Raw genomic sequence first — 22,399 nt, forward strand, 5'->3', positions numbered from 1 at the left:
TGAGTACCTTTTCTTGTTGTTATGCATGCAAGTCTAGAGCTTGCGCTGCACGGAGTTTAAACAGGGATTTTCCAGGCGCAGGTAACAAAGGGACGTACAAATGTCACCACTTGGTGACATAAAGTCCGCTGCCCAATGCGCTGGCCAGGCTGGGTGCCAAGGGTAATGCCGGCAGCAACACGGCTTGCCACGCATGGTACAGGTCCGGCTTGCCACCCCAGATCCGGCTGCTGGGTTGGTTGTGCGGGCTGAGCTCGTGGTGCCAGCTGCCATGGAGTCGGTCGATGAAGTGGGTGTCGCAAAACTCCCAGAACCGCCGGTACCAGGTCTCGTAATGCAACTGGCCGGTACGCTTGAGCAGCGCCTGGGCGGCAGCGCTGGCTTCGGCATGGGTCCAGTGCAGGCGCTCGCGCACAACCGGGCGCTGGTTCCAGTCCAGGGTGTAGACAATGCCCGGAGCGCCATCCACCGCCCAGGCGTAGTCGCAGGCACTGGCAAACAGCCCTTGAGCATCGCTCACCAACCAGTCCGGCGTAGCCAGCCCGGCTTGCAGGCGCGCCGCCTCCAGGTGCAGCACCAGCCGCGCCCATTCGAAACCGTGGCCGGGGGTGATGCCATAGGGACGGAAACCGTCGGCGGGGTTGTCTTCGTTGTAAGCGAGCAATGGATTCCACTGGACGTCGAAATGTTCGATCACCATGAAGCGGTTACCGGCGGCGTGGGCATGGATGACACGTTCGACGATACGCAATGCGCGGTCCAGCCAGCGTGTGTCGCCCGTCACATCGGCCAGGGCCAGGAACGCTTCGGTGGCGTGCATGTTGCTGTTGGCGCCGCGATAGGCTTCGACGCCGCTCCAGTCCCGGGCGAAAGATTCGAGCATGGCGCCCTCCTCTTCGCTCCAAAAGAACTGGTCGATGATATGCATCGCATCGTTCAGCAGGGTTTGCGCGCCGGGTGCACCGGCCACTACGGCAGAACTCGCGGCCAGGGCCACAAAGGCATGCAGGTAAGCGGCCTTGCCGGTATTGCCGTCAACGGCATCGGGCGCGGCGAACCAGCCGCCGTGTTCGCTATCGTGCAACGGGCCACTCAGGGCCGCCACGCCGTGCGCGACTAAATCGGCATAGCCCGGCAAACCCATGGCATGGGCCATGGCGAAGCTGTGGGTCATGCGGGCGGTGTTCATGGTTTCGGCGCGGGCGTCGGCCGGCAGTTGGCCCCTTTCATCCAGATTGCCGAAGCCGTCCGGCAAGCGTGACGCCTTGGCAAAGGCCAAAAGGCGCTGGCCTTCGGCCGCAAGCCAGGCGTGATGGGCAGGTGCGTTCAGCCAACTGCTGGCAGGCAGTGGTTGCGTGGTCATGGGTGGCCCTTGTTGTTTTTTGTCGGGTGACCGGAGTTTAAACAAGGGTATGCGAGGGGCACGTAACGAAGGGGAAAAGAAATGTCACCGGGCGGTGACAAAGCTGCGAGCAACAGCGATTTCCTTGACTAATGTGGGAGTGGGCAAGCCCTAATGCCAGTCAGTTAAGCGTACACCGCCGTCTGTAGGAGCGAGCTTGCTCGCGAAAAACTCACAGGCACCGCGCTCATTCAGAAAGCATGCGTTATCGTTGACGTTTTTCGCGAGCAAGCTCGCTCCTACAATTAGGTAGGGCAAGCCCCCTCCCACATTTGGATCTCGTTCACAGGTCATTGACCCAGAGGCGTAGCAGCCGCCGGCGCATTGAGGCGCTGGTTCAAATTCTGCACCTGGCTCTGCAGCGTCGTGATATTGCGCGTGGTCTGGATGCGGAACACGTCGAACTCTTTATTGGTCGGCGCATCCGTGTTGGCGGGCTGGTTTTCCTGTGCGCTCTTGAGCACCAGCACGTCCTGTTCAAGACGGGCGATGGCGGCAGTCGGATTGCCTTGTTTCTTCAAGGCCGCCACATCATTGGCCAGCTCCTTGATCTCGCCCTGCGCCGCCTTGAGCGTGGCGACGGCATCGGTCAGGGCCTGCACTTGGCCCTGCAACCTGGCATTGGCACTGGTCAGCTCGGCGGTGCTGGCGCTCATCTGCGCCAGGCGCTGGTCCAGCTCGGTGGCCTGGCCGGCTACGCCCACTTGTTGCTTGCCCTGCTCGAGCAACTGGGTTTCCAGCTGCTTGATCTGCAATTTCAGGGCTTCGCTGCCGTTGTTCACATTGGCTTCGCTGGCCACGACCTTGCCGGAAATATCCTGCAGGCGCCCCGCCGCTTCTTCGCTGATACGCGCGAAGCTTTCCTGGGTGGCGACCAGTTGCTGGCCCATCAGGGAGATCTGCTGGAAGCTCCACCAGGCCAGGCCCGCGAAGGCGATCAGCAAGGCGCCGACCAGCGCCCACAGCGGGCCGGTGCTGGCTCTCTTAACCTTGACCACAGGCGTCGTGCGCGAGCGCACCGAGGTGGCGGCTGTCGGCACGAAATCATCATCATCCCCGGTATCTGCCCGCAGGCTGGGAACGTTGTCGAAATCGTCTTTAGCATCGTTACGCATGAATCTATCCTGAATCAATAAGATGGCCGGCTGAGGAGCCGCGCGGCGGCAGTATAAACCGTGCTTGCGGCGCATGGGTCGACCTGCGGTCCGCCGTTCGGTTCCCGATGTGTTGCTGGTTGTAAGCCTATGAGTGTCCCGGCGCCTGGGCCTTCCACCACAGGCAGAACTCGTCGAGGGCGCTCCACAGGCTGACCTTGGGCTCGTAATCGAGATAATGCCGCGCCCGGCTGATGTCGAGGGTGAAATCCTTGTTCATGACCTGCATGCCCAGGCGCGACAACGACGGCTCCGGCCGGCCCGGCCACATCGCACAAAACGCCTCGTTCAACGCCGCCACACTGTAGGACACGCCATAGGAGCGGTAACGCGTGACCTGAGGCAGGTCCATTTGTCGCATCACGTAGTTGACCACATCCCACACCGGCACCGGCGCGCCATTACTGATGTTGTAGGCCCTGCCCAGCGCGGAACCGGGAGCCAGCAAGCTGCTAAGCAGCGCCTCGTTAAGGTTGTGCACGCTGGTGAAATCGACCTTGTTAAGGCCGTCACCGACGATCGCCAGGCGGTTCTTGCGCTGCATCTTCAACAGGCGCGGGAAGATGCTCATGTCACCGGCACCGGTGACGAAACGCGGGCGCAGGGCCAGCACCTCCAGACCGAATTCCTGGGCGCCGAACACCTTCTGCTCGGCCAGGTATTTGGTCGCGGCATAGGGATGCTTGAAGCGCTTGGGTACCTGCTCTTCGGTCAGCCCCAAGTGGTCGCGCCCATCGAAATAGATGGAGGGCGACGACAGATGCACCAACCGCCCGACCCGCTGCTTGAGGCACGCTTCGACGACGTTCTCGGTGACCAGCACATTGCCCTGATGGAAATCCTGATACTTGCCCCATAGCCCGACCGCACCGGCACAGTGCACCACGGCCTCGACGTCACGGCACAGGTCGCGCACAAGGTCGGCATCGGTCAGATCACCCTGGATAAACTCGGCACCGCGGCGTACCAGGTGTTCCACACCCTCGGCGCGTCGCCCGTTGACCCGCACGTCCAGGCCCTGCTCCAGGGCGAAACGCGCAAAGCGCCCGCCGATGAAGCCGCTTGCGCCGGTGACCAGAATTTTCATGCACTACCCCATGTTCTTTCGTTTTTCATCACTGTTGCCTTGACGCGCGCCATCACTTCAACGGCACCAACCATTGCCCGCAGACCCGTGCCAGGTGCTCGGTCAACAGGCCCAACAGTTGCCCGCCACTGCGCCAATGATGCCAGTACAGCGGCACATCGATGGGCTTATCTGGCAGCAATTCGACCAGCAGACCTTTTTCCAGTGGGGCGCGCACCTGCAATTCAGGCACCAGGCCCCAGCCCAGCCCAGCTTCCATCAGGCGGATAAAGCCTTCGGATGACGGGCATAAATGGTGCTCGAAACCGCCGTTCACCCCGAGCGAAGCCAGGTAACGGTGTTGCAGGAAATCATCCGGCCCGAACACCAGCGCCGGCGTACCGGCCAATTGGTCGGCTTGCACGCCGGCCGGGAAATGCCGCGCTATGAACGCCGGGCTGGCGAATGCGCGGTAACGCATGGCGCCGAGTGCCAGGCTACGGGCGCCGGCAACCGGACGCTCGCTGGCGCAGATACAGGCCGCCACTTCACCGGCACGCATGCGTTTGAGGCCCACGGTCTGATCTTCCACCACCAGGTCCAGCAGCAGGCGCTGTTCGCCGCAGAAATCGCTGACCGCCAGCGCCCACCAGGTGGCCAGGCTGTCGGCATTCAGTGCAATGCGCAGGCGCTCGGGCATGCCCTCTTCGTCCAATGCCGGCACCTGGCTTTGCAGGTCACGCTCCAGCAGGCGCACCTGTTGCACATGGTTGAGCAAGCGTCGGCCAATATCGGTGGGGGTCGGTGGTGTCGCCCGCACCAGTACCGGCTGGCCGACGCGCGCCTCCAGCAACTTGATGCGCTGGGACACGGCCGACTGCGAAAGCCCCAGCACCTGCGCGCCGCGCTCGAAGCCAGCCTGTTCCACCACGGCCGCCAGGGCGGAAAGCAACTTATAGTCGAACATCAGTTTTCCTAATGAGCGATCAGCAATATTGGTTTTTCTTATACAGGCCCGACCGGCACCATAGCCAGCAACGTTTGAGCATGACTTAAGGATTTTTCGCTATGTGGCAAAGCTATATGAACGGGTTGCTGGTAGCCCTGGGGCTGATCATGGCGATCGGCACGCAGAATGCGTTCGTTCTGGCGCAGGGCCTGCGCCGCGAGCATCACTTGCCGGTCGCAGCCCTGTGTGTAATCTGCGATGCACTGCTGGTGGCGGCCGGAGTGTTCGGGTTGGCCACTGTGCTGGCGCAGAGCCCGATATTGCTGGCGGTAGCACGCTGGGGCGGAGCGGCGTTTCTGCTGTGGTACGGCGCGTGCGCGCTGCGCAGGGCCTGTTCGACACAAAGCCTGGACCAGAACGCCAGCCTCAAGACCCGCTCATTGCGCGCCGTGCTGTTGAGCGCGCTGGCGGTGACCCTGCTCAACCCCCACGTTTATCTGGACACCGTTCTGCTGATCGGCTCCCTGGGCGCGCAACAAACGGAGCCGGGGGCTTACGTGGCCGGCGCGGCCAGCGCGTCGTTCCTGTGGTTTACCACCCTGGCCCTCGGCGCGGCGTGGTTGGCGCCGTGGCTGGCGCGCCCGGCTACCTGGCGCCTGCTGGACCTGTTGGTGGCCGTGATGATGTTCGGCGTGGCCTACCAACTAATAAGCTCGCCATGAACTTATTCCAAAAGGCTCTGGAACCTCTATCCCACACAGTTGTTGCGTGGTTTTGCCGCACCCCCGGTGCTATGATCCCGAACTTGCGCCGCAAAGAGTACAGACTCGCCGGCGCTTGTTTGGCCGCCCGTGATCGGCCTTGCGCTCACCGCAACTGACCTGATTAGGAGAATCATCATGGCTTTCGAATTGCCGCCGCTGCCCTACGCACACGATGCCCTGCAGCCGCACATCTCCAAGGAAACCCTGGAGTATCACCACGACAAGCACCACAACACCTATGTCGTGAACCTGAACAACCTGGTGCCAGGCACCGAGTTCGAAGGCAAGACCCTGGAAGAAATCGTCAAGTCTTCTTCGGGCGGCATCTTCAACAACGCCGCTCAGGTCTGGAACCACACGTTCTACTGGAACTGCCTGGCGCCAAACGCCGGTGGTCAACCTACCGGCGCATTGGCTGAAGCCATCAATGCCGCGTTCGGTTCGTTCGACAAGTTCAAGGAAGAGTTCACCAAGACGTCGGTCGGCACCTTCGGTTCCGGTTGGGGCTGGCTGGTAAAAAAGGCTGACGGTTCCCTGGCTCTGGCCAGCACCATCGGCGCCGGCAACCCGCTGACCAACGGCGACACGCCGCTGCTGACCTGCGATGTCTGGGAACACGCCTACTACATCGACTACCGCAACGTGCGTCCAAAGTATGTGGAAGCGTTCTGGAACCTGGTCAACTGGAAGTTCGTGGCTGAGCAGTTCGAAGGCAAGACCTTCACTGCCTAAGCAACGTTTGCAGTAGAAAGAGCCCGGCGATTGCCGGGCTTTTTTGTGGGCGCCAAACCGCGACAAGCTGTATGGAATGGTGGAACTCGCAAAAGGGAATTTGCCACGCAGGGAGTGAGAGGAATAACCCTCTCGCGCTCTTCTGGAGAAAAAAAATGGAAGCAATCGGACAAGCAGGCGGGCAGATGGCGATGCAACTCATCAGCGGCCTTATGAAAGGTCTCGCCGGGGGTGGTGGCGGTGGTGGAGGCGATGAAGGGGGTGGCGCAAGCGCACCGAGCCGTCCCGGTGAAGACAACATGCCGCCACCGCCGCCGAAGATTGACTTTTCAGTCAGCTGACCAATGCACTGATGCCAGACAACCGTTGACACTCAGCGCATTAATCGAACAGCAAGACGGCGGAGCGAATCCGCCGTTTTTGTTTTTTGCTCCTGAGCAGGCTTGAAGACACCTGCCGCTCCAATGTTCCTTTGACTGCCCTCACCAGATTGCCAATACTCATGGCATATTGAAGGCCACCCGCATGAGACAAGGAATGCCCCTTTGAAGCTGGAACTCAAAAACAGCTTGTCGGTGAAGTTGCTACGGGTTGTCTTGCTCTCGGCATTGATCGTGGGCGTGGCACTGAGCGTGGCGCAGATCGTTTTCGATGCCTACAAGACGCGCCAGGCCGTGGCGGGAGATGCCCAACGTATCCTCGATATGTTTCGCGACCCCTCGACCCAGGCCGTCTACAGCCTGGACCGCGAAATGGGCATGCAGGTGATCGAAGGGCTGTTTCAGGATGACGCCGTGCGCGTCGCCTCCATCGGTCATCCCAACGAAACCATGCTCGCGGAAAAAAGCCGCGCCCTGCAGCCCTCTTCCAGCCGCTGGCTGACCGACCTGATTCTTGGACAGGAACGCACCTTTACCACCCCGCTGGTGGGCAAGGGCCCCTACAGCGAGTATTACGGCGACCTGAGCATTACCCTCGACACCGCCACCTACGGCGAAGGCTTCCTCGTCAGCTCGGTGATCATCTTTATTTCCGGGGTGCTGCGCGCCCTGGCCATGGGCCTGGTGCTCTACCTGGTGTATCACTGGCTGCTGACCAAACCGCTGTCGCGGATTATCGAGCACCTGACGTCGATCAACCCGGACCGGCCCAGCGAGCACAAGATCCCGCAGCTCAAGGGGCATGAGCGCAACGAGTTGGGACTGTGGATAAATACGGCCAACCAGTTGCTCGAATCCATCGAACGCAATACCCACCTGCGCCATGAGGCCGAGTCCAGCCTGTTGCGCATGGCCCAGTATGATTTTCTCACCGGCCTGCCGAACCGCCAGAAATTGCAGGAGCAACTGGACCGGATCCTGACCGACGCCGGCCGGCGCCAGCGCCGCGTAGCGGTATTGTGCGTGGGGCTGGATGATTTCAAGAGCGTCAACGAGCAGTTCACCTATCAGAATGGCGACAAACTGCTGCTGGCCCTGGCCGATCGCTTGCGCGCCCACAGCGGCCGCCTGGGTGCGCTCGCCCGCCTGGGTGGCGACCAGTTCGCCCTGGTGCAAGCCGATATCGACCAGCCCTACGAAGCCGCCGAGCTGGCGCAAAGTATCCTGGACGACCTGGAGGCGGAGTTTGCTCTCGATCAGGACCAGATTCGCCTGCGCGCCACCATCGGCATCACCTTGTTCCCGGAAGACGGCGACAGCACGGAGAAATTGCTGCAAAAAGCCGAACAGACCATGACCCTGGCCAAAAGCCGCTCGCGCAATCGCTATCAGTTCTACATCGCCAGCGTCGACAGCGAAATGCGTCGGCGCCGCGAGCTGGAGAAAGACCTGCGCGATGCCTTGAGCCGCGACCAGTTTCACCTGGTGTACCAACCGCAGATCAGTTACCGCGACCACCGCGTGGTCGGTGTAGAAGCGCTGCTTCGCTGGCAGCACCCGGAACACGGCCTGGTGCCGCCGGACCTGTTCATCCCGCTGGCGGAACAGAATGGCACCATCATTCCCATCGGCGAATGGGTGCTGGACCAGGCGTGCCGCCAGCTGCGCGAATGGCATGACCTGGGCTTCACCGAACTGCGCATGGCGGTCAACCTGTCCACCGTGCAGCTGCACCACACCGAGTTGCCACGGGTGGTCAACAACCTGATGCAGATCTACCGCCTGCCGCCGCGCAGCCTGGAGCTGGAAGTCACCGAAACCGGCCTGATGGAAGACATCAGCACCGCCGCCCAGCACCTGTTGAGCCTGCGCCGTTCGGGGGCGTTGATCGCCATTGATGACTTCGGCACCGGTTACTCATCCCTCAGTTACCTCAAAAGCCTGCCACTGGACAAGATCAAGATCGACAAGAGCTTCGTCCAGGACCTGCTGGACGACGACGACGATGCGACCATCGTGCGCGCAATCATCCAACTGGGCAAAAGCCTGGGCATGCAGGTGATTGCCGAGGGCGTGGAGACCGCCGAGCAGGAGGCCTACATCATTTCCGAGGGTTGCCATGAAGGCCAGGGCTACCACTACAGCAAACCGCTGCAGGCCCGGGAGTTGGCGGCTTTCCTGAAGCAATCGGAACGCGATAACGCGGCGATTATTTGAGCGGGCACAACGATACCAAATATTTCCCGCGTATAAGCCTTTACACAAAATGCAAATCTTTCGCATTATGTCGCAGTTTTGCGCCCGCGCGCGCCCCATCAACAACCGAAGCAGGATGTTCGCCATGATTCGTATGCCCCTGGCCACCGCCAGTCTGCTGGCCATTGCTATTTCTCTCGCCGGTTGCGGCGAAGGTAAAGACAAGGCCGCCGCGCCTCAGGCGCCTGCCGCTGCCAGCACTACCGCCCCAGCGGCTGCCACGCCTGCCGGCCAGGTCGACGAGGCGGCGGCCAAGGCCGTGGTCGCGCATTACGCCGATATGGTGTTTGCGGTGTACAGCGACGCCGAGTCCACCGCGAAAACCCTGCAGACCGCCATCGACACCTTCCTGGCCAATCCCAACGACGACACGCTCAAGGCCGCCCGTACCGCCTGGATCGCCGCGCGCGTGCCTTACCTGCAGAGTGAAGTGTTCCGCTTCGGCAACACCATCATCGACGACTGGGAAGGCCAGGTGAACGCCTGGCCCCTGGACGAGGGGCTGATCGACTACGTCGACAAATCCTACGAACACGCACTGGGTAACCCGGGCGCCAACGCCAACATCATCGCCAACACCGAAATCCAGGTCGGCGAAGACAAGGTCGACGTCAAGGAAATCACCCCGGAAAAACTCGCCAGCCTCAATGAGCTGGGCGGTTCCGAAGCGAACGTCGCCACCGGCTATCACGCCATCGAGTTCCTGCTCTGGGGCCAGGACCTCAATGGCACAGGCCCAGGCGCGGGCAACCGTCCGGCCTCTGACTACATGACCGGTGACGGTGCAACCGGCGGCCATAACGAGCGTCGTCGCACCTACCTGCGCGCCGTGACCCAGCTGCTGGTCAGCGACCTGCAGGAAATGGTCGGCAACTGGAAGCCCAACGTCGAAGACAACTACCGCGCCACCCTTGAATCGGAACCGGCTACCGACGGCCTGCGCAAAATGCTGTTCGGCATGGGCAGCCTGTCCCTCGGCGAGCTGGCTGGCGAACGCATGAAAGTGTCCCTGGAAGCCAACTCGCCGGAAGACGAGCAGGACTGCTTCAGCGACAACACCCATTACTCGCACTTCTATGACGCCAAGGGCATCCGCAACGTCTACCTGGGCGAGTACACCCGCGTCGACGGCAACAAGCTGACCGGCCCGAGCCTGTCGTCCCTGGTGGCGAAAGCCGACCCGGCGGCCGATGCAGCCCTCAAGGCTGACCTGGCGGCGACCGAAGCGAAGATCCAGGTGATGGTCGACCATGCCAACAAGGGCGAGCACTACGACCAGTTGATCGCAGCCGGTAACGATGCGGGTAACCAGATCGTACGTGACGCCATCGCTGCGCTGGTCAAGCAGACCGGTTCGATCGAAGCCGCCGCAGGCAAGCTGGGCATCAGCGACCTGAACCCGGACAGCGCTGATCACGAGTTCTGATCAAGGCGCAGTTGAACGAGGCGACCTTCGGGTCGCCTTTTTTATACCTGTTTCAAACACCGCAGATCTTATGTGGGAGGGGGCTTGCCCCCGATAGCGGTATGTCAGTGAACTATGTATTGGCTGACCCGACACCATCGGGAGCAAGCCCTAATGCCTGTCAGTTAAGCGAACGAAACATAGGTATCTACACAACTCTGCAGCGCCCAACGTAACCACTATGCGAAGCGAGCCGCTCTTGATCTTGATCTGCTTTTGATCTCAGGCGCCCCGTTAAACCACGCTGGCCGAACGCAGGCTTGAATCCGTGGGTAACCCGGCAGGACGCCGGGTTAGCCGCACTGGGCCATGGATGGCCCATTGCGGCGGCCCACGGATTCAAGCCTGCGTTCGGGCACACCGAGCCTGGGCGAGGTGCCGAGTGGTGGGGCAAGAGCGTTTTGCTTACTTTTGACTGGGCCGGCATTCCGGCTTTTCAAAAGTGAGCCGCTGTAAAAGCGGAACCCTAAGCGGCCGTTACCGCAGAAACGGATATGTACTCGGTCTGATCCAACATTCTGTGTCGGTCCTGAGGCCGCCATCGGGGGCAAGCCCCCTCCCACATTTGAACCGGGATCGATCCAACATCCTGGTCGGTCCTGAGGTCGCCATTGGGGGCAAGCCCCCTCCCACATGTTGCTCCAACCCTCGGTTTACAAGACCTGCACCGCAGGTAGAATGGCGCCTCTGCCCACACCACCCGAGCGAACTTCATGGCGTTGCCGACCCTGCGCATCATCGGTTTCATCATCGGCATCTTCCTGATCACGCTTGCGATCGCCATGGTCGTGCCCATGGCTACCCTGGTGATCTTCGACCGCACCAGCGACCTGCCTTCGTTCCTGTGGGCCAGCATGATCACCTTTATCGCCGGCCTGGCCCTGGTCATACCCGGGCGCCCGGAACATGTGCACCTGCGCCCGCGGGACATGTACCTGCTGACCGTCACCAGTTGGGTGGTGGTGTGCATCTTCGCGGCGCTGCCGTTCCTGCTGACTCAGCACATCAGCTACACAGACTCGTTTTTTGAAAGCATGTCCGGCATTACGGCCACCGGGTCCACGGTACTGAGTGGGCTGGACAGCATGTCGCCGGGCATCCTGATGTGGCGTTCGCTGTTGCACTGGCTCGGCGGCATCGGCTTTATCGGCATGGCGGTGGCGATCCTGCCGCTGCTGCGCATCGGTGGCATGCGCCTGTTCCAGACCGAATCGTCAGACCGTTCGGAAAAGGTCATGCCGCGTTCCCATATGGTCGCGCGGCTGATCGTGGCGGCGTATGTGGGTATCACCATCCTCGGTAGCCTGGCGTTCTGGTGGGCCGGGATGGGGCTGTTCGACGCGATCAACCACGCCATGTCAGCGATTTCCACCGGTGGGTTTTCCACCTCGGATGAATCCCTGGCGCACTGGAAGCAACCGGCGGTGCACTGGGTAGCGGTAGTGGTGATGATCCTGGGCAGCCTGCCGTTCACCCTGTACGTGGCGACCTTGCGCGGCAACCGTCGGGCACTGATCAAGGATCAGCAGGTGCAGGGTTTGCTCGGCTTGCTGGTGGTGACCTGGCTGGTGCTCGGCACCTGGTATTGGTGGACCACCAACCTGCACTGGCTGGACGCCCTGCGCCATGTGGCGCTGAACGTCACCTCGGTGGTGACCACCACCGGTTTCGCGCTGGGGGACTACAGCCTCTGGGGCAACTTTTCACTGATGCTGTTTTTCTACCTGGGCTTTATCGGCGGCTGTTCGGGCTCTACCGCCGGCGGGATCAAGATCTTCCGCTTCCAGGTCGCCTATATCCTGCTCAAGGCCAACCTTAACCAGTTGATTCACCCGCGCGCGGTGATCAAACAGAAGTACAACGGCCACCGTCTCGACGAGGAAATCGTACGCTCGATCCTGACCTTTTCGTTTTTCTTCGCCATCACCATTTGCGCCATCGCGCTGGCCCTGTCACTGCTGGGCCTGGACTGGATGACCGCACTGACCGGCGCGGCCAGCACCGTATCCGGCGTCGGCCCCGGCCTGGGTGAAACCATCGGCCCGGCCGGCAACTTCGCCAGCCTGCCGGATGCGGCCAAGTGGATTCTGTCGCTGGGCATGCTGCTGGGACGGCTGGAAATCATTACGGTGTTTGTGCTCTGTATTCCGGCGTTCTGGCGTCACTGACGGTCGACGCCTGCAGCAATCGCGCCCGGTATTCGCCGGGCGTGGCGTCGAACCAGCGGCGAAACGCGCGAAAGAAGTTGCTGGGGTCGGCGAACCCCAGCAAATAGGCAATTTCCAGCAAGGTCATGCTCGGCCGCGCCAGGTATTGCTCGGCCAGCTCACGGCGGGTGTCGTCGAGCAGGGTCTGGAAGCTGGTGCCCTCCTCCTGCAACCGCCGCTGCAAGGTGCGCTGGGACAGGTGCAACGTCTGCGCCACCACTTCGCGCTTGGGTTCGCCCTGGGGCAGCAGGCGGCATAGCACCTGCCGTGCGTTGTGGGTCACACGGCTTTCGGAAAAGCGCGCCAGGTATTCGCCGGCAAACCGATCGTGCAGCTTCGCCATGGCCTCATTGGCCGTGGGCAAGGGCGCATCCATGTCGGCCTGCTCGAAAATCAGCGCGTCATACGGCGCATTGAATTGCAGCGGCGCATGGAAAACCTCCTTGTAAGGTGCCAGATCGGCCGGTTGATCGCCCTGCAGCAGCACCTTATGCGGTTGCAGGGTACGCCCGGTGAGCCAGCCGCACAGCGCCAACGCGCTGGCCAGTGAGGCCTCGGCGCTTTGCCGGGTGGGCGGCAGGTGATCGCCGTGCACGGTCAGGATCAGCGCATAGCCCTCGGGTGACAGGCGAAAACTCAAGTCGGAGCTTTCGGCGATGATGCGCTGGTAACGCACCAGGCGCCTGAAACCTTCGGCCAGGGTATTGCTGGACATCAAGGCATAACCGGCGACATGAAACGATGCCGGGCGCGCCACTTTGCCCATGTTCAGGCCAATCGCCGGGTTACCCGACACCTCCACCGCGCGCTGCCACAAGCGGGTCATGGCGTCTTGCGGAAAACGCGCGTCGGGGTCACTGAGGGCGGCGTAGTCCAGCCCCAGTTGCTTGAACAGGGCCGGGCAGTCCAGGCCGTCCATTTCCAGGGCCTTGACTATCCCCATCGCCCAGCTCGCAGACGTTGTTCGTTCGCTCATGGCATCTTCTTGAATGAAGCGGGCCAAAATGGCAACCGGCAAGCCAAGGATACTAAAGTGGCATCTATTGTCACTGGCTGTGACCACCGATCACTCTAGACTCAAACAGGCTCCCCGCCGAGCATCTGTCAGGCGGCACACCATCAAAGGACCTGCCACCGTGGAAAACGTCAAGCGATTCAACAGCTTCGCCGAGTTTTATCCGTACTACCTGGCGGAGCACGGCAACAGCACCTGCCGGCGCCTGCATTTTATCGGCACGACCCTGGTGATCGGCATTCTGGCCTATGCCATCGGCCGAGGCTCGCTGGGCCTATTACTGGCCGTGCCGATCGCCGGCTACAGCTTTGCCTGGATCGGGCATTTCTTCTTTGAAAAGAACCGTCCAGCCACCTTTAAGCACCCGTTTTACAGCCTGCTCGGTGATTTCGTGATGTACCGCGACATGATTCTGGGCAAGGTGCCGTTCTAGTCTTCGTCGATATAAAAGTCTATTTGTCATTTACAGTGCTGTATCCTGCCAAGGCTTTTTGAGAGCGCGCAATCACCTGCGATTGAAAACAGACCTTGCGAGGAGCGACGACGATGCACGAGATACCTAATCTCCCCTTCCCAAGCCTGCACCCTACAGAGCAGCCAACACCGCAGCAGGCCAGCGACACGCGGCCCGAGGCCAAAGAAGCAAAACCAGTCGACCGCGAAAGCCAGGACTGACGCCGTACCAGACCGTGTGGAAAGCGCAGCTTTGAGCGCTTTCCACACTGCCTGAATCATTCGAGACCCCTGCAAAAATGACCGATACCCCGGATACCGCCGTGCTCGACGCTGCCCTGCAGATGGTCGAGGTCTGGAACCGCCTCAGCGCGGACAAACAAGCCATGCTGCTCAAGCGCTTCGGCACCCAGGAAAATGCCCTGGCCGCCCTGGTCACCACCCAATTGCTGGCCCCCGCGCAGGCCTGAAGCGTTCCTGAGCTGAGGTTTTTGCGCTTTAACGCCCAGCGCGAGCCAATCCACCGGTATCATTAGCAGCCTATCTTTACCTGCTGCGACAGTGGACCTCTCCTCATGCCAGATACCCAGCGCCCCATGGCGGTCACGCTGCAAGTTGTTTCCATCGTGCTGTTCACCTTTATCGGCTACCTGAATATCGGCATCCCCCTGGCCGTATTGCCAGGCTATGTCCACAGCGAGCTGGGCTACGGCGCGGTGGTTGCCGGCCTGGTGATCAGCGTGCAATACCTGGCCACCCTGCTGAGTCGCCCGTACGCGGGCAAAATCATCGATAACCTGGGCAGCAAGCGCGCGGTTTTGATCGGCTTGGCAGGGTGTGGCTTGAGCGGTGTGTTCATGCTCCTCGCCGCGTGGTTTTCAAGCCTGCCGGCCTTGAGCCTGGGCAGCCTGCTGATCGGTCGCCTGATATTGGGCAGTGCGGAAAGCCTGGTGGGCTCGGGCGCCATTGGGTGGGGCATCGGCCGGGTCGGTGCGGCGAATACCGCCAAAGTCATTTCCTGGAACGGCATCGCCAGCTATGGCGCCCTGGCAGTCGGCGCGCCGCTGGGCGTAGTGCTGGTCAGGCATTTCGGACTGTGGAGCATGGGCGTCAGCATTGTCCTGCTGGCGGCAGTCGGCCTGTTGCTGGCCTGGAACAAAGTCGCCGCGCCAATCGTCAGCGGCGTGCGCCTGCCGTTCATGAATGTACTGGGCCGGGTATTGCCCCATGGCTGTGCGCTGGCGTTGGGTTCCATCGGCTTCGGCACCATCGCGACCTTTATCACGCTGTATTACACCACCCAGCACTGGAACAACGCGGTGTGGGCATTGAGCTTGTTTGGTGCCAGTTTTATCGGTGCGCGCCTGCTGTTCGGTAACCTGATCAACCGAATCGGCGGGTTTCGCGTGGCAATTGCCTGCCTGTCGGTGGAAATCCTTGGGCTGCTGTTGCTGTGGCTGGCGCCGGACGCCAACCTGGCCCTGGCGGGCGCGGCATTGAGCGGGTTTGGCTTTTCCCTGGTCTTTCCGGCGCTGGGGGTGGAAGCGGTCAACCTGGTGCCCGCCGCCAGCCGCGGTTCGGCGGTGGGGGCCTATTCGCTGTTTATTGATCTGTCCCTGGGTATCACCGGGCCATTGGCCGGGGCAGTGGCGGCAGGCTTCGGCTTTGCGTCGATCTTCCTGTTCGCCGCCCTCGCCGCGCTGGGTGGTTTGCTGCTGAGTGTGTACCTGTATCGCCAGGCGCCCAAGGCCCGCGAAGCACGCCAGGACTAGAAGTCGACCTTGCCGCGCCCGGCCTTGATGCTGCCGCGCTTGGTCTTGGATTCGAGACGACGCTTTTTCGAGCCCAGGGTCGGCTTGGTCGGACGGCGCGTCTTCTCCACCTTAGTGGCGCTGAGGATCAACTCCACCAGGCGCTCGAGCGCATCGGCGCGATTCTGTTCCTGGGTGCGGTATTGCTGGGCCTTGAGCACCAGCACGCCATCACTGGTGATACGGCTGTCGCGTAATGCCAACAGCCGCTCCTTGTAGAATTCCGGCAACGACGACGCCGGAATATCAAAGCGCAGGTGCACCGCACTCGACACCTTATTGACGTTCTGCCCACCGGCGCCCTGGGCGCGAATGGCGGTCAGCTCGATGTCGGCATCGGGCAACTGCACCGTATTGGAAATTACCAGCATTGCGACAGGTCCGTGATTCAGGCCGAACAGCATACGCGAACATGCGCCTTCGTCGAATCGGCATCGTGCGACCTGGGGCAATGCGCGCACCGTTTATTGGCGGTTGGCGAACGCGTTATCCAACAGCGTTTGGGCCAAGCGCGTCGACCTGATCATGGCTTCACGGTCGGTGGGTTTTTCATCGTTCAACGTCATCTCCACGCCCGACACCACTTCGGGATAGGAGTGAGAGAAAATCAGCGCAGGATCGACGTGTTTTGGCGCCAATCCATGCAAATCATTGCGCATTTTATCGTAGAACGCTTGGGCGTTGTCCGTGACCTGGTTACGCATCAAGTGAAACACCAGACCCATCAAGGCTTGCCTACCCTCCTTTGCACTTATGCCCGACGGCCACATTGATTGATCTTGCGATTGCGCGGCGAAGCGCAGGGTCGAGGCAACGTCCGATGCTCCGCCCGAGGTGCCCAGCATGACGGGAACGCCTAATTCATCGCGCACCCGGGTGCCCGGATCGTTGCGCAGATCAGTGCCGTGAAGGCTGGTGAAGTGGTGGGTCTTTTTGCCGTCAACCACTCGATTGGACCCAACCCGGTTCTGGACCGTGTAAGCGTCGACATCAGCGAGCATCGGCTCCTGATTTTTCAAGGCTTCAGCGAGGGCCTTGATTCCAAATGCGGCTTCCGCCCCTTGCAGGGATTGATCACGGGTGAGCGGCCCCTGCTCTTTATTGACCAGCATGGCGTGGAGCTTTTTCATGCCCAGATACAGGCCACCTTTGCCTTCGCCCGCCAGCAGGACATTGCCTGGGGCGTTGCTCGGCGCCAATAACTCTTTATGTAATTGATCACGGAACGCAGGATCACTTTGCGAATGGGTCCACAACCCTCGAACCAGATGCACCATATGCGAAGACAGCTGCGATGCCGGCGAGTCATCCCGCTCCAAGTCTTTTTCAACGCCCAGACCAATTGCCATTTCAGACTCTATGTGCTTGAAGAAATTCTTTGCGCGACGCTCCAGGCTCTCTGTGTTCTCGTAGTTGGAGTTCTGCAAGGTATCTTTTACAAAGGCATGGACCAGCGACTGCTTGTCCGCAGGCGTATAGTTTTCACCTGCCACGGAAACGCCTGTATGCGGCGAGGTGTTGATTTGAGGCTTGGCGTCGATAGAAACGACATCAACGGGCATCGACTGCTTTGGATTGGATATCGCGGCGAAATCGGGCATGACGTACTCCTGAAGATCAAAGACTGTAAAAAGCGCTATGACTTCTCCTTCAAGTGGTCAGCTTCCATCTGAAGTTCCTCGATATCGCCGCCACTGTGTAACAACATCAAGATCGCCTGGCCTTACGGGGGCCGAAAAAAACCCGGCAATGTGCCGGGTTCTGTGGGCAAGGGAAGCAGGCCTACTCCAGTAAAGGCGTGCCCAATGCGGCTTGTGCCTTACGCTTGTTTTTCAGCCAATAGCACAGGGCCATAAACGCCACCCATACCGGAATCGCATACACCGAGACCTGGATCCCCGGAATCATCAGCATGATCACCAGGATAAACACCACGAACGCCAGGCAGATGAAATTCCCATACGGATACCACAGCGCCTTGAACAACGGTACCTGGCCGGTACGGTTCATGTGCTGGCGGAACTTGAAGTGGGAAAAGCTGATCATCGCCCAGTTGATCACCAACGTGGCCACCACCAGCGACATCAACAACTCCAGCGCATGCTGCGGGATGAAGTAGTTCATCAGCACCGCCACCAGCGTGACCGCCGCTGACGCCAGGATCGAACGCACCGGTACGCCGCGCTTGTCGATCTTCGCCAGGGCCTTCGGCGCATCGCCCTGTTCGGCCATGCCCAGCAACATACGACTGTTACAATAGGTGCCGCTGTTGTACACCGACAACGCTGCGGTCAACACCACGAAGTTGAGGATATGCGCGGCAGTTTTACTGCCCAGCATTGAGAACACCTGTACGAATGGGCTGCCACTGTAGGGATCGCCAGAGGCGTTAAGGCTAACCAGCAGGCTGTCCCACGGGGTCAACGACAACAGCACCACCAATGCGCCGATGTAGAAAATCAGGATGCGGTAGATCACCTGATTGATCGCCTTGGGGATCACGGTGCGCGGCTGGTCCGCTTCGGCAGCGGTGAAGCCGAGCATTTCCAGGCCGCCGAAGGAGAACATGATGATCGCCATGGCCATCACCAATCCACCCACGCCATGGGGGAAGAAGCCGCCATGGTCCCACAGGTTGGTCACCGAAGCCTGTGGCCCGCCGCTGCCGCTGACCAGCAGGTAGCTGCCCAGGGCGATCATGCCGACAATCGCCACCACCTTGATAATCGCGAACCAGAACTCGGCCTCACCAAAGACTTTGACGTTGGCCAGGTTGATCAGGTTGATCAGCACAAAGAACGCCGCCGCCGAGACCCAGGTCGGAATCTCCGGCCACCAGTAGTGCACGTATTTGCCGACGGCGGTCAGCTCCGACATGCCCACCAGAATGTACAGGATCCAGCAGTTCCAGCCCGACAGGAAACCGGCGAAACCGCCCCAGTACTTGTGGGCAAAATGGCTGAAGGAGCCGGCGACCGGTTCTTCGACGATCATTTCGCCGAGCTGGCGCATGATCATGAACGCAATAAAGCCGCAAATGGCATAGCCAAGGATCATCGAAGGGCCGGCGGACTTGAGTACCCCGGCCGAGCCGAGGAACAGACCGGTGCCGATGGCGCCGCCGAGGGCGATCAACTGGATATGTCGATTTTTCAGGCCGCGTTTCAGCTCGCCTGAAGAGCAATGGGGTTCACTCATGAAAAGGATCTCACGCAAGGTTTGAAGAGGTTGAATGCAGGTTGCTGCCTTGAATACCGTCTCAAGCAGCGCCGCTCAAACCCCAGCGCAGGCACCAGGAGTACAGCGTCTTTCTAGCGGTCATGCGTCACCTGTTTGTTTTTATCTGTGACGAAATCGAACCCGCCTGGCTCGTGACCGGGCGGAGTGATCAGGGCGATTGAACCCCTGAGGTCTTGGCCTTTGCGCGGATACGCAAGGGGGTCACAGTAAAACGCGGCGCATTGTACACCGCTCGACAGGTTCGGCACGCACCACGAGGGCACACTCGACAAACTGTCAGGTATTCCTTACAGGGGTTTTCTACCCAGAACTGTCAGGCCAACAGCGTAAAGCTGACGTTACAAGCCGGAAAGCTGGCTTTACGGTCAGGCTCAAATGGCAGTTTACGGAAAATTGTCGATCAGGCCTGACTGAAGAATCGGTTCAGCCAATCATCTGTTTTTCTTCAATAAAAAATATCCTTAAAAAAATCGAAGAAAAAATCCAAATGAGACCGTGTCAATAAATATTTTGCATTTTGAAACACTCTCTCCTAGGTTCTCTGCACTTGCCCGCGAAGCCCGCTGGCAAGCCGTTCTCAAACAACGTCCTCTAGGAGATACACCATGCAAGCACTGGAAAAAGACCTGGAAACCGAACTGCAACTCGACGATTGGTTTGAAGCGCCGACCCATGAGGCCGCCGTTGAAATGATGCAAGCCGATGCCGTTGTGCCATTTGGCACCGCGATGTGGCCGTTCTAACACCCGGCAGGCATCCGGCAGGTGCCGTGCACGGCACCTGCCTCCTTACCCAAGGCACCGAAGGACAACCGTCATGGACAAGGCCCGCGCCGTCGAACACTTTCTCTACTACCTCGCTCACCACCCGGCCCTCCAGGGCCTGAGCCGCCCTACCGTGTTGCTGGGCCATACCGAACGCTACGACGCCATCGCCCAGGCAATTACCCACGGCAGCGCCGCCCGTTTCAATTTCCAGGTGCAGCGCCTGGACCTGAGCGCCAGCGAATCCCTGGCCCAGGCCATCGAAGCCTGCGACCTGTACCTGTTTCTCTATGACTCCTCGACCCTGCCCAACCCGCGTGCCGAAGGCCCGGATTTTATCCGCGCGCTGCAGGGCGTGATGGCCGAACACTGGAAGAAGTCGCTGTTGTTCAAGGACTACGGCGATTACTTCTACGACACCTTCAGCGTCGAACCGCAGCGCATTGCCGACCTCAACGCCACCTTGATCCGGCGCATGTCCGAGGCCACCGTGCTGAGCTTCACCGACAAGCACGGCTCGCGCCTTGAAGCGCCGATGAGCAGCATCAAGAAGTGGACCAATATCAACGGTGTCGGCAACCACGACCTGGCACCCGGCGAAATCGCCACCCATAGCGAAGCCATCAACGGGCAGGTGCGGTTTGTCGGGACGTTCCTCAGCACCATCCCCTTTGCACGTAAATACGGCGTGCTGGCGTCACCGCTGGAACTGTGGATCGAGAACTCCACCATCTGCAGCGTGGCCAGCGACGTGCCGGGGCTGGCGGATGATTTCAACAAGTACCTCAATGCCAACCCGTCCAACCGCCGTGTGGAAGAGCTGGGCATTGGCACCAATGAAGGCGTGAAGGATTTGTATGCGCGCAATGCCGGCTTTGAAGAGCGCCATTGCGGGTTACATCTGGGCTTGGGCGGCGGGCAGAAAGGCAGTCATCACCTGGACCTGATCTTTGCCAGCGGGGTGTTGGCACTGGATGACAAGCCGGTGTTTGATGGGACGTTTGCCTTCTGAACACCCAGTTTTGAATCAAATGAAGTTCAAATGTGGGAGGGGGCTTGCCCCCGATGGCAGTGGTTCAGCAATGCCTATGCAAGCTGATACACCGCCATCGGGGGCAAGCCCCCTCCCACAATTGATTGCATTGCAGCCTTAGATCACTGCGGCTTCTTGCGACCAAACCCCGGGCGCTGACCGGAACCAGCCGGTGCGCCACGGCGCTTGCCCGACGGCTCGTCAGCCACCAGTTTCGGGCCAGGACGCTTGTTCGCCGAAGGCTTGGCCGGACGCTTGGTGCTGGCGTTGTCGGCGGGGCGATCGGTTTCACCACGGTTGCTGCGACCACCCGCCGGGGCAGGACGCGGCGTGCGTGGAGCACGCTCGCCTTCCTGGCGCGATGGCGAGGTTGGGCGGCGCTCACCCTCGATCTGCGGCTCACGGGAGATACGACCGCCGGTTGCCGGCGCATTCAATGCCGGGCGCAGGGTGCGGGCAACCCGCTCGGTACGCGGCACGGGACGCGACGATTTACGCTGCATACGCTCAAGCTTGTCTTTGCTCTTGGCGTTCATCTGCGGCATCGCCACCGGGGCCAGGCCAACTTCGGCGCTGAGGATGTCGACTTCGTACTGGCTCATTTCGCGCCAGCGGCCCATCGGCAAATCGGAGTTCAGGAACACCGGACCGAAACGCACGCGCTTCAGGCGGCTGACCACCAGGCCCTGGGATTCCCACAGGCGACGCACTTCACGGTTGCGGCCTTCCATCACCACGCAGTGGTACCAGTGGTTGAAACCTTCGCCACCCGGGGCCTGCTTGATGTCGGTGAACTTGGCCGGGCCGTCTTCGAGGACAACACCGGCTTTCAAGCGCTCGATCATCTCGTCATCGACTTCGCCACGCACACGCACGGCGTATTCGCGGTCCATCTCGTAGGAGGGGTGCATCAGGCGGTTGGCCAGCTCACCGTCGGTGGTGAACATCAGCAAGCCCGTGGTGTTGATGTCGAGACGACCGATGTTGATCCAGCGGCCTTCCTTGGGCTTGGGCATCTTGTCGAACACGGTTGGACGGCCTTCAGGGTCGTCACGGGTGCAGATCTCGCCATCGGGCTTGTTGTACATGATGACGCGGCGCACCGATTCGGCGGCCTCTTCACGCTTGATGACCTTGCCATCAATGGTGATTGCATCGTGCAGGTCGACGCGCTGGCCGAGAGTAGCCTCGACGCCGTTGACCTTGATGCGCTTCTGGGTGATCCAGGCTTCGACGTCGCGGCGCGAGCCCACGCCGATACGCGCCAGCACCTTTTGCAGTTTTTCGCCTGCTGGGCCAATTTCCTGGCTGTCGTTCTGGTCTTTGTCGTTCATCTTAAGCACCTCCCGGTGGGTCGATTCAGGCGTGGCCTGAAGAGTGTTGAAAGCGGGGCTTTGGCCGAATAGGTCGGCAAAGGGTCGCGAATCATACGCGCATGCCGCGTGTTGCGCATCAGAGAGTAGTCGATAACACCCAAGTCATTTGCTTTTCCGCCGACCGGTGGCGCCCAGGGCCAGCAAGCGCAGCTCGGCTTCGGCCAGCACCGTGCGTTTGTCGACTTTGTCGAGTTTCTTCCAGGCGCGGATTTCGCGCTTGCTGCGGCCGCAGCCGACGCAGATGTCGTCGTTGAACTTGCAGATGCTGATGCAGGGATCTTTGGTAGAAGTCATGTTTGCCCCAGACAATGAAGATCAAAAATGCAGGAGAT

At 60.6% G+C, this 22,399-nt stretch carries 21 protein-coding genes; 11 read left to right on the forward strand and 10 right to left on the reverse strand.

The window, feature by feature from the left end; translation table 11 throughout:
• Positions 1–103: 103 nt before the first annotated feature.
• The 4 genes from TU82_RS14105 to TU82_RS14120 form a co-directional block, all read right to left on the reverse strand.
• Entirely contained in the window at positions 104–1,363 is a 1,260-nt protein-coding gene (locus tag TU82_RS14105) for a D-mannose isomerase (protein ID WP_057723791.1), read from the reverse strand.
• Between the two features lie 329 nt (positions 1,364–1,692).
• Positions 1,693–2,517 carry a hypothetical protein gene (locus TU82_RS14110; protein WP_057723792.1) on the reverse strand — a complete coding sequence of 275 codons (825 nt, stop codon included), beginning with the start codon at positions 2,515–2,517 and terminating at the stop codon, positions 1,693–1,695.
• A gap of 127 nt (positions 2,518–2,644) precedes the next feature.
• A complete protein-coding gene (locus tag TU82_RS14115) occupies positions 2,645–3,643 on the reverse strand; it encodes an NAD-dependent epimerase/dehydratase family protein (protein ID WP_057723793.1) in 999 nt (332 codons plus the stop codon).
• A gap of 52 nt (positions 3,644–3,695) precedes the next feature.
• Entirely contained in the window at positions 3,696–4,589 is an 894-nt protein-coding gene (locus tag TU82_RS14120) for a LysR family transcriptional regulator ArgP (protein WP_057723794.1), read from the reverse strand.
• A 101-nt stretch (positions 4,590–4,690) separates the two neighbouring features.
• Between TU82_RS14120 and TU82_RS14125 the strand changes: the two genes are divergently transcribed.
• From TU82_RS14125 to TU82_RS14150, 6 genes are all read left to right on the forward strand, one after another.
• Positions 4,691–5,293 carry a LysE/ArgO family amino acid transporter gene (locus tag TU82_RS14125; protein WP_057723795.1) on the forward strand — a complete coding sequence of 201 codons (603 nt, stop codon included), beginning with the start codon at positions 4,691–4,693 and terminating at the stop codon, positions 5,291–5,293.
• 177 nt (positions 5,294–5,470) lie between these two features.
• Positions 5,471–6,067, forward strand: a complete 597-nt coding sequence (locus TU82_RS14130; protein ID WP_003175739.1) for a superoxide dismutase — start codon at positions 5,471–5,473, stop codon at positions 6,065–6,067.
• Positions 6,068–6,222: 155 nt separating this feature from the next.
• Positions 6,223–6,408 (forward strand): hypothetical protein, encoded by a 186-nt coding sequence (locus tag TU82_RS14135; protein ID WP_057723796.1) that lies wholly within the window; start codon positions 6,223–6,225, stop codon positions 6,406–6,408.
• Positions 6,409–6,612: 204 nt separating this feature from the next.
• Positions 6,613–8,664: a putative bifunctional diguanylate cyclase/phosphodiesterase gene (locus tag TU82_RS14140; protein WP_057723797.1), complete on the forward strand. Its 2,052-nt coding sequence runs from the start codon at positions 6,613–6,615 to the stop codon at positions 8,662–8,664.
• 124 nt (positions 8,665–8,788) lie between these two features.
• A complete protein-coding gene (locus TU82_RS14145) occupies positions 8,789–10,129 on the forward strand; it encodes an imelysin family protein (protein WP_057723798.1) in 1,341 nt (446 codons plus the stop codon).
• Between the two features lie 752 nt (positions 10,130–10,881).
• Positions 10,882–12,336: a TrkH family potassium uptake protein gene (locus TU82_RS14150; RefSeq protein ID WP_057723799.1), complete on the forward strand. Its 1,455-nt coding sequence runs from the start codon at positions 10,882–10,884 to the stop codon at positions 12,334–12,336.
• Here TU82_RS14150 and TU82_RS14155 read toward each other — a convergent pair.
• Positions 12,293–13,351, reverse strand: a complete 1,059-nt coding sequence (locus TU82_RS14155; RefSeq protein WP_057723800.1) for an AraC family transcriptional regulator — start codon at positions 13,349–13,351, stop codon at positions 12,293–12,295. The two genes, TU82_RS14150 and TU82_RS14155, sit on opposite strands and share 44 nt — an antisense overlap.
• A gap of 160 nt (positions 13,352–13,511) precedes the next feature.
• On the opposite strand from TU82_RS14155, the gene TU82_RS14160 reads away from it, so the two are divergent.
• The 3 genes from TU82_RS14160 to TU82_RS14165 all read left to right on the forward strand — a co-directional run bounded on the left by TU82_RS14160 (position 13,512) and on the right by TU82_RS14165 (position 15,615).
• Positions 13,512–13,823, forward strand: coding sequence for an Mpo1-like protein (locus TU82_RS14160; RefSeq protein WP_057723801.1), 312 nt, complete (start codon positions 13,512–13,514; stop codon positions 13,821–13,823).
• A gap of 319 nt (positions 13,824–14,142) precedes the next feature.
• Positions 14,143–14,313 carry a hypothetical protein gene (locus TU82_RS28915; protein ID WP_164484915.1) on the forward strand — a complete coding sequence of 57 codons (171 nt, stop codon included), beginning with the start codon at positions 14,143–14,145 and terminating at the stop codon, positions 14,311–14,313.
• A 105-nt stretch (positions 14,314–14,418) separates the two neighbouring features.
• Entirely contained in the window at positions 14,419–15,615 is a 1,197-nt protein-coding gene (locus TU82_RS14165) for an MFS transporter (protein ID WP_057723802.1), read from the forward strand.
• Here TU82_RS14165 and arfB read toward each other — a convergent pair.
• The 3 genes from arfB to TU82_RS14180 form a co-directional block, all read right to left on the reverse strand.
• Positions 15,612–16,025 (reverse strand): alternative ribosome rescue aminoacyl-tRNA hydrolase ArfB, encoded by a 414-nt coding sequence (arfB, locus tag TU82_RS14170; protein WP_057724080.1) that lies wholly within the window; start codon positions 16,023–16,025, stop codon positions 15,612–15,614. The two genes, TU82_RS14165 and arfB, sit on opposite strands and share 4 nt — an antisense overlap.
• Before the next feature lie 93 nt (positions 16,026–16,118).
• Positions 16,119–17,255, reverse strand: coding sequence for a hypothetical protein (locus tag TU82_RS14175; protein ID WP_057723803.1), 1,137 nt, complete (start codon positions 17,253–17,255; stop codon positions 16,119–16,121).
• A 181-nt stretch (positions 17,256–17,436) separates the two neighbouring features.
• A complete protein-coding gene (locus tag TU82_RS14180; protein WP_057723804.1) occupies positions 17,437–18,852 on the reverse strand; it encodes an amino acid permease in 1,416 nt (471 codons plus the stop codon).
• Positions 18,853–19,499: 647 nt separating this feature from the next.
• Here TU82_RS14180 and TU82_RS28920 point away from each other — a divergent pair.
• Entirely contained in the window at positions 19,500–19,637 is a 138-nt protein-coding gene (locus tag TU82_RS28920) for a hypothetical protein (RefSeq protein ID WP_003237751.1), read from the forward strand.
• Between the two features lie 73 nt (positions 19,638–19,710).
• The gene (locus tag TU82_RS14190) at positions 19,711–20,670 is read left to right on the forward strand and encodes a CgnE/CgnB domain-containing protein (RefSeq protein WP_057723805.1); all 960 of its coding nucleotides are present in this window, start codon (positions 19,711–19,713) and stop codon (positions 20,668–20,670) included.
• 143 nt (positions 20,671–20,813) lie between these two features.
• On the opposite strand, the gene rluB is transcribed toward TU82_RS14190, so the two are convergent.
• Positions 20,814–22,025, reverse strand: coding sequence for a 23S rRNA pseudouridine(2605) synthase RluB (gene rluB / locus TU82_RS14195; protein ID WP_057723806.1), 1,212 nt, complete (start codon positions 22,023–22,025; stop codon positions 20,814–20,816).
• A gap of 144 nt (positions 22,026–22,169) precedes the next feature.
• Entirely contained in the window at positions 22,170–22,361 is a 192-nt protein-coding gene (locus TU82_RS14200) for a DUF1289 domain-containing protein (RefSeq protein ID WP_057723807.1), read from the reverse strand.
• Positions 22,362–22,399: the final 38 nt, after the last annotated feature.

It is taken from the genome of Pseudomonas orientalis (genome assembly GCF_001439815.1).
Lineage (GTDB): Bacteria > Pseudomonadota > Gammaproteobacteria > Pseudomonadales > Pseudomonadaceae > Aquipseudomonas > Aquipseudomonas orientalis.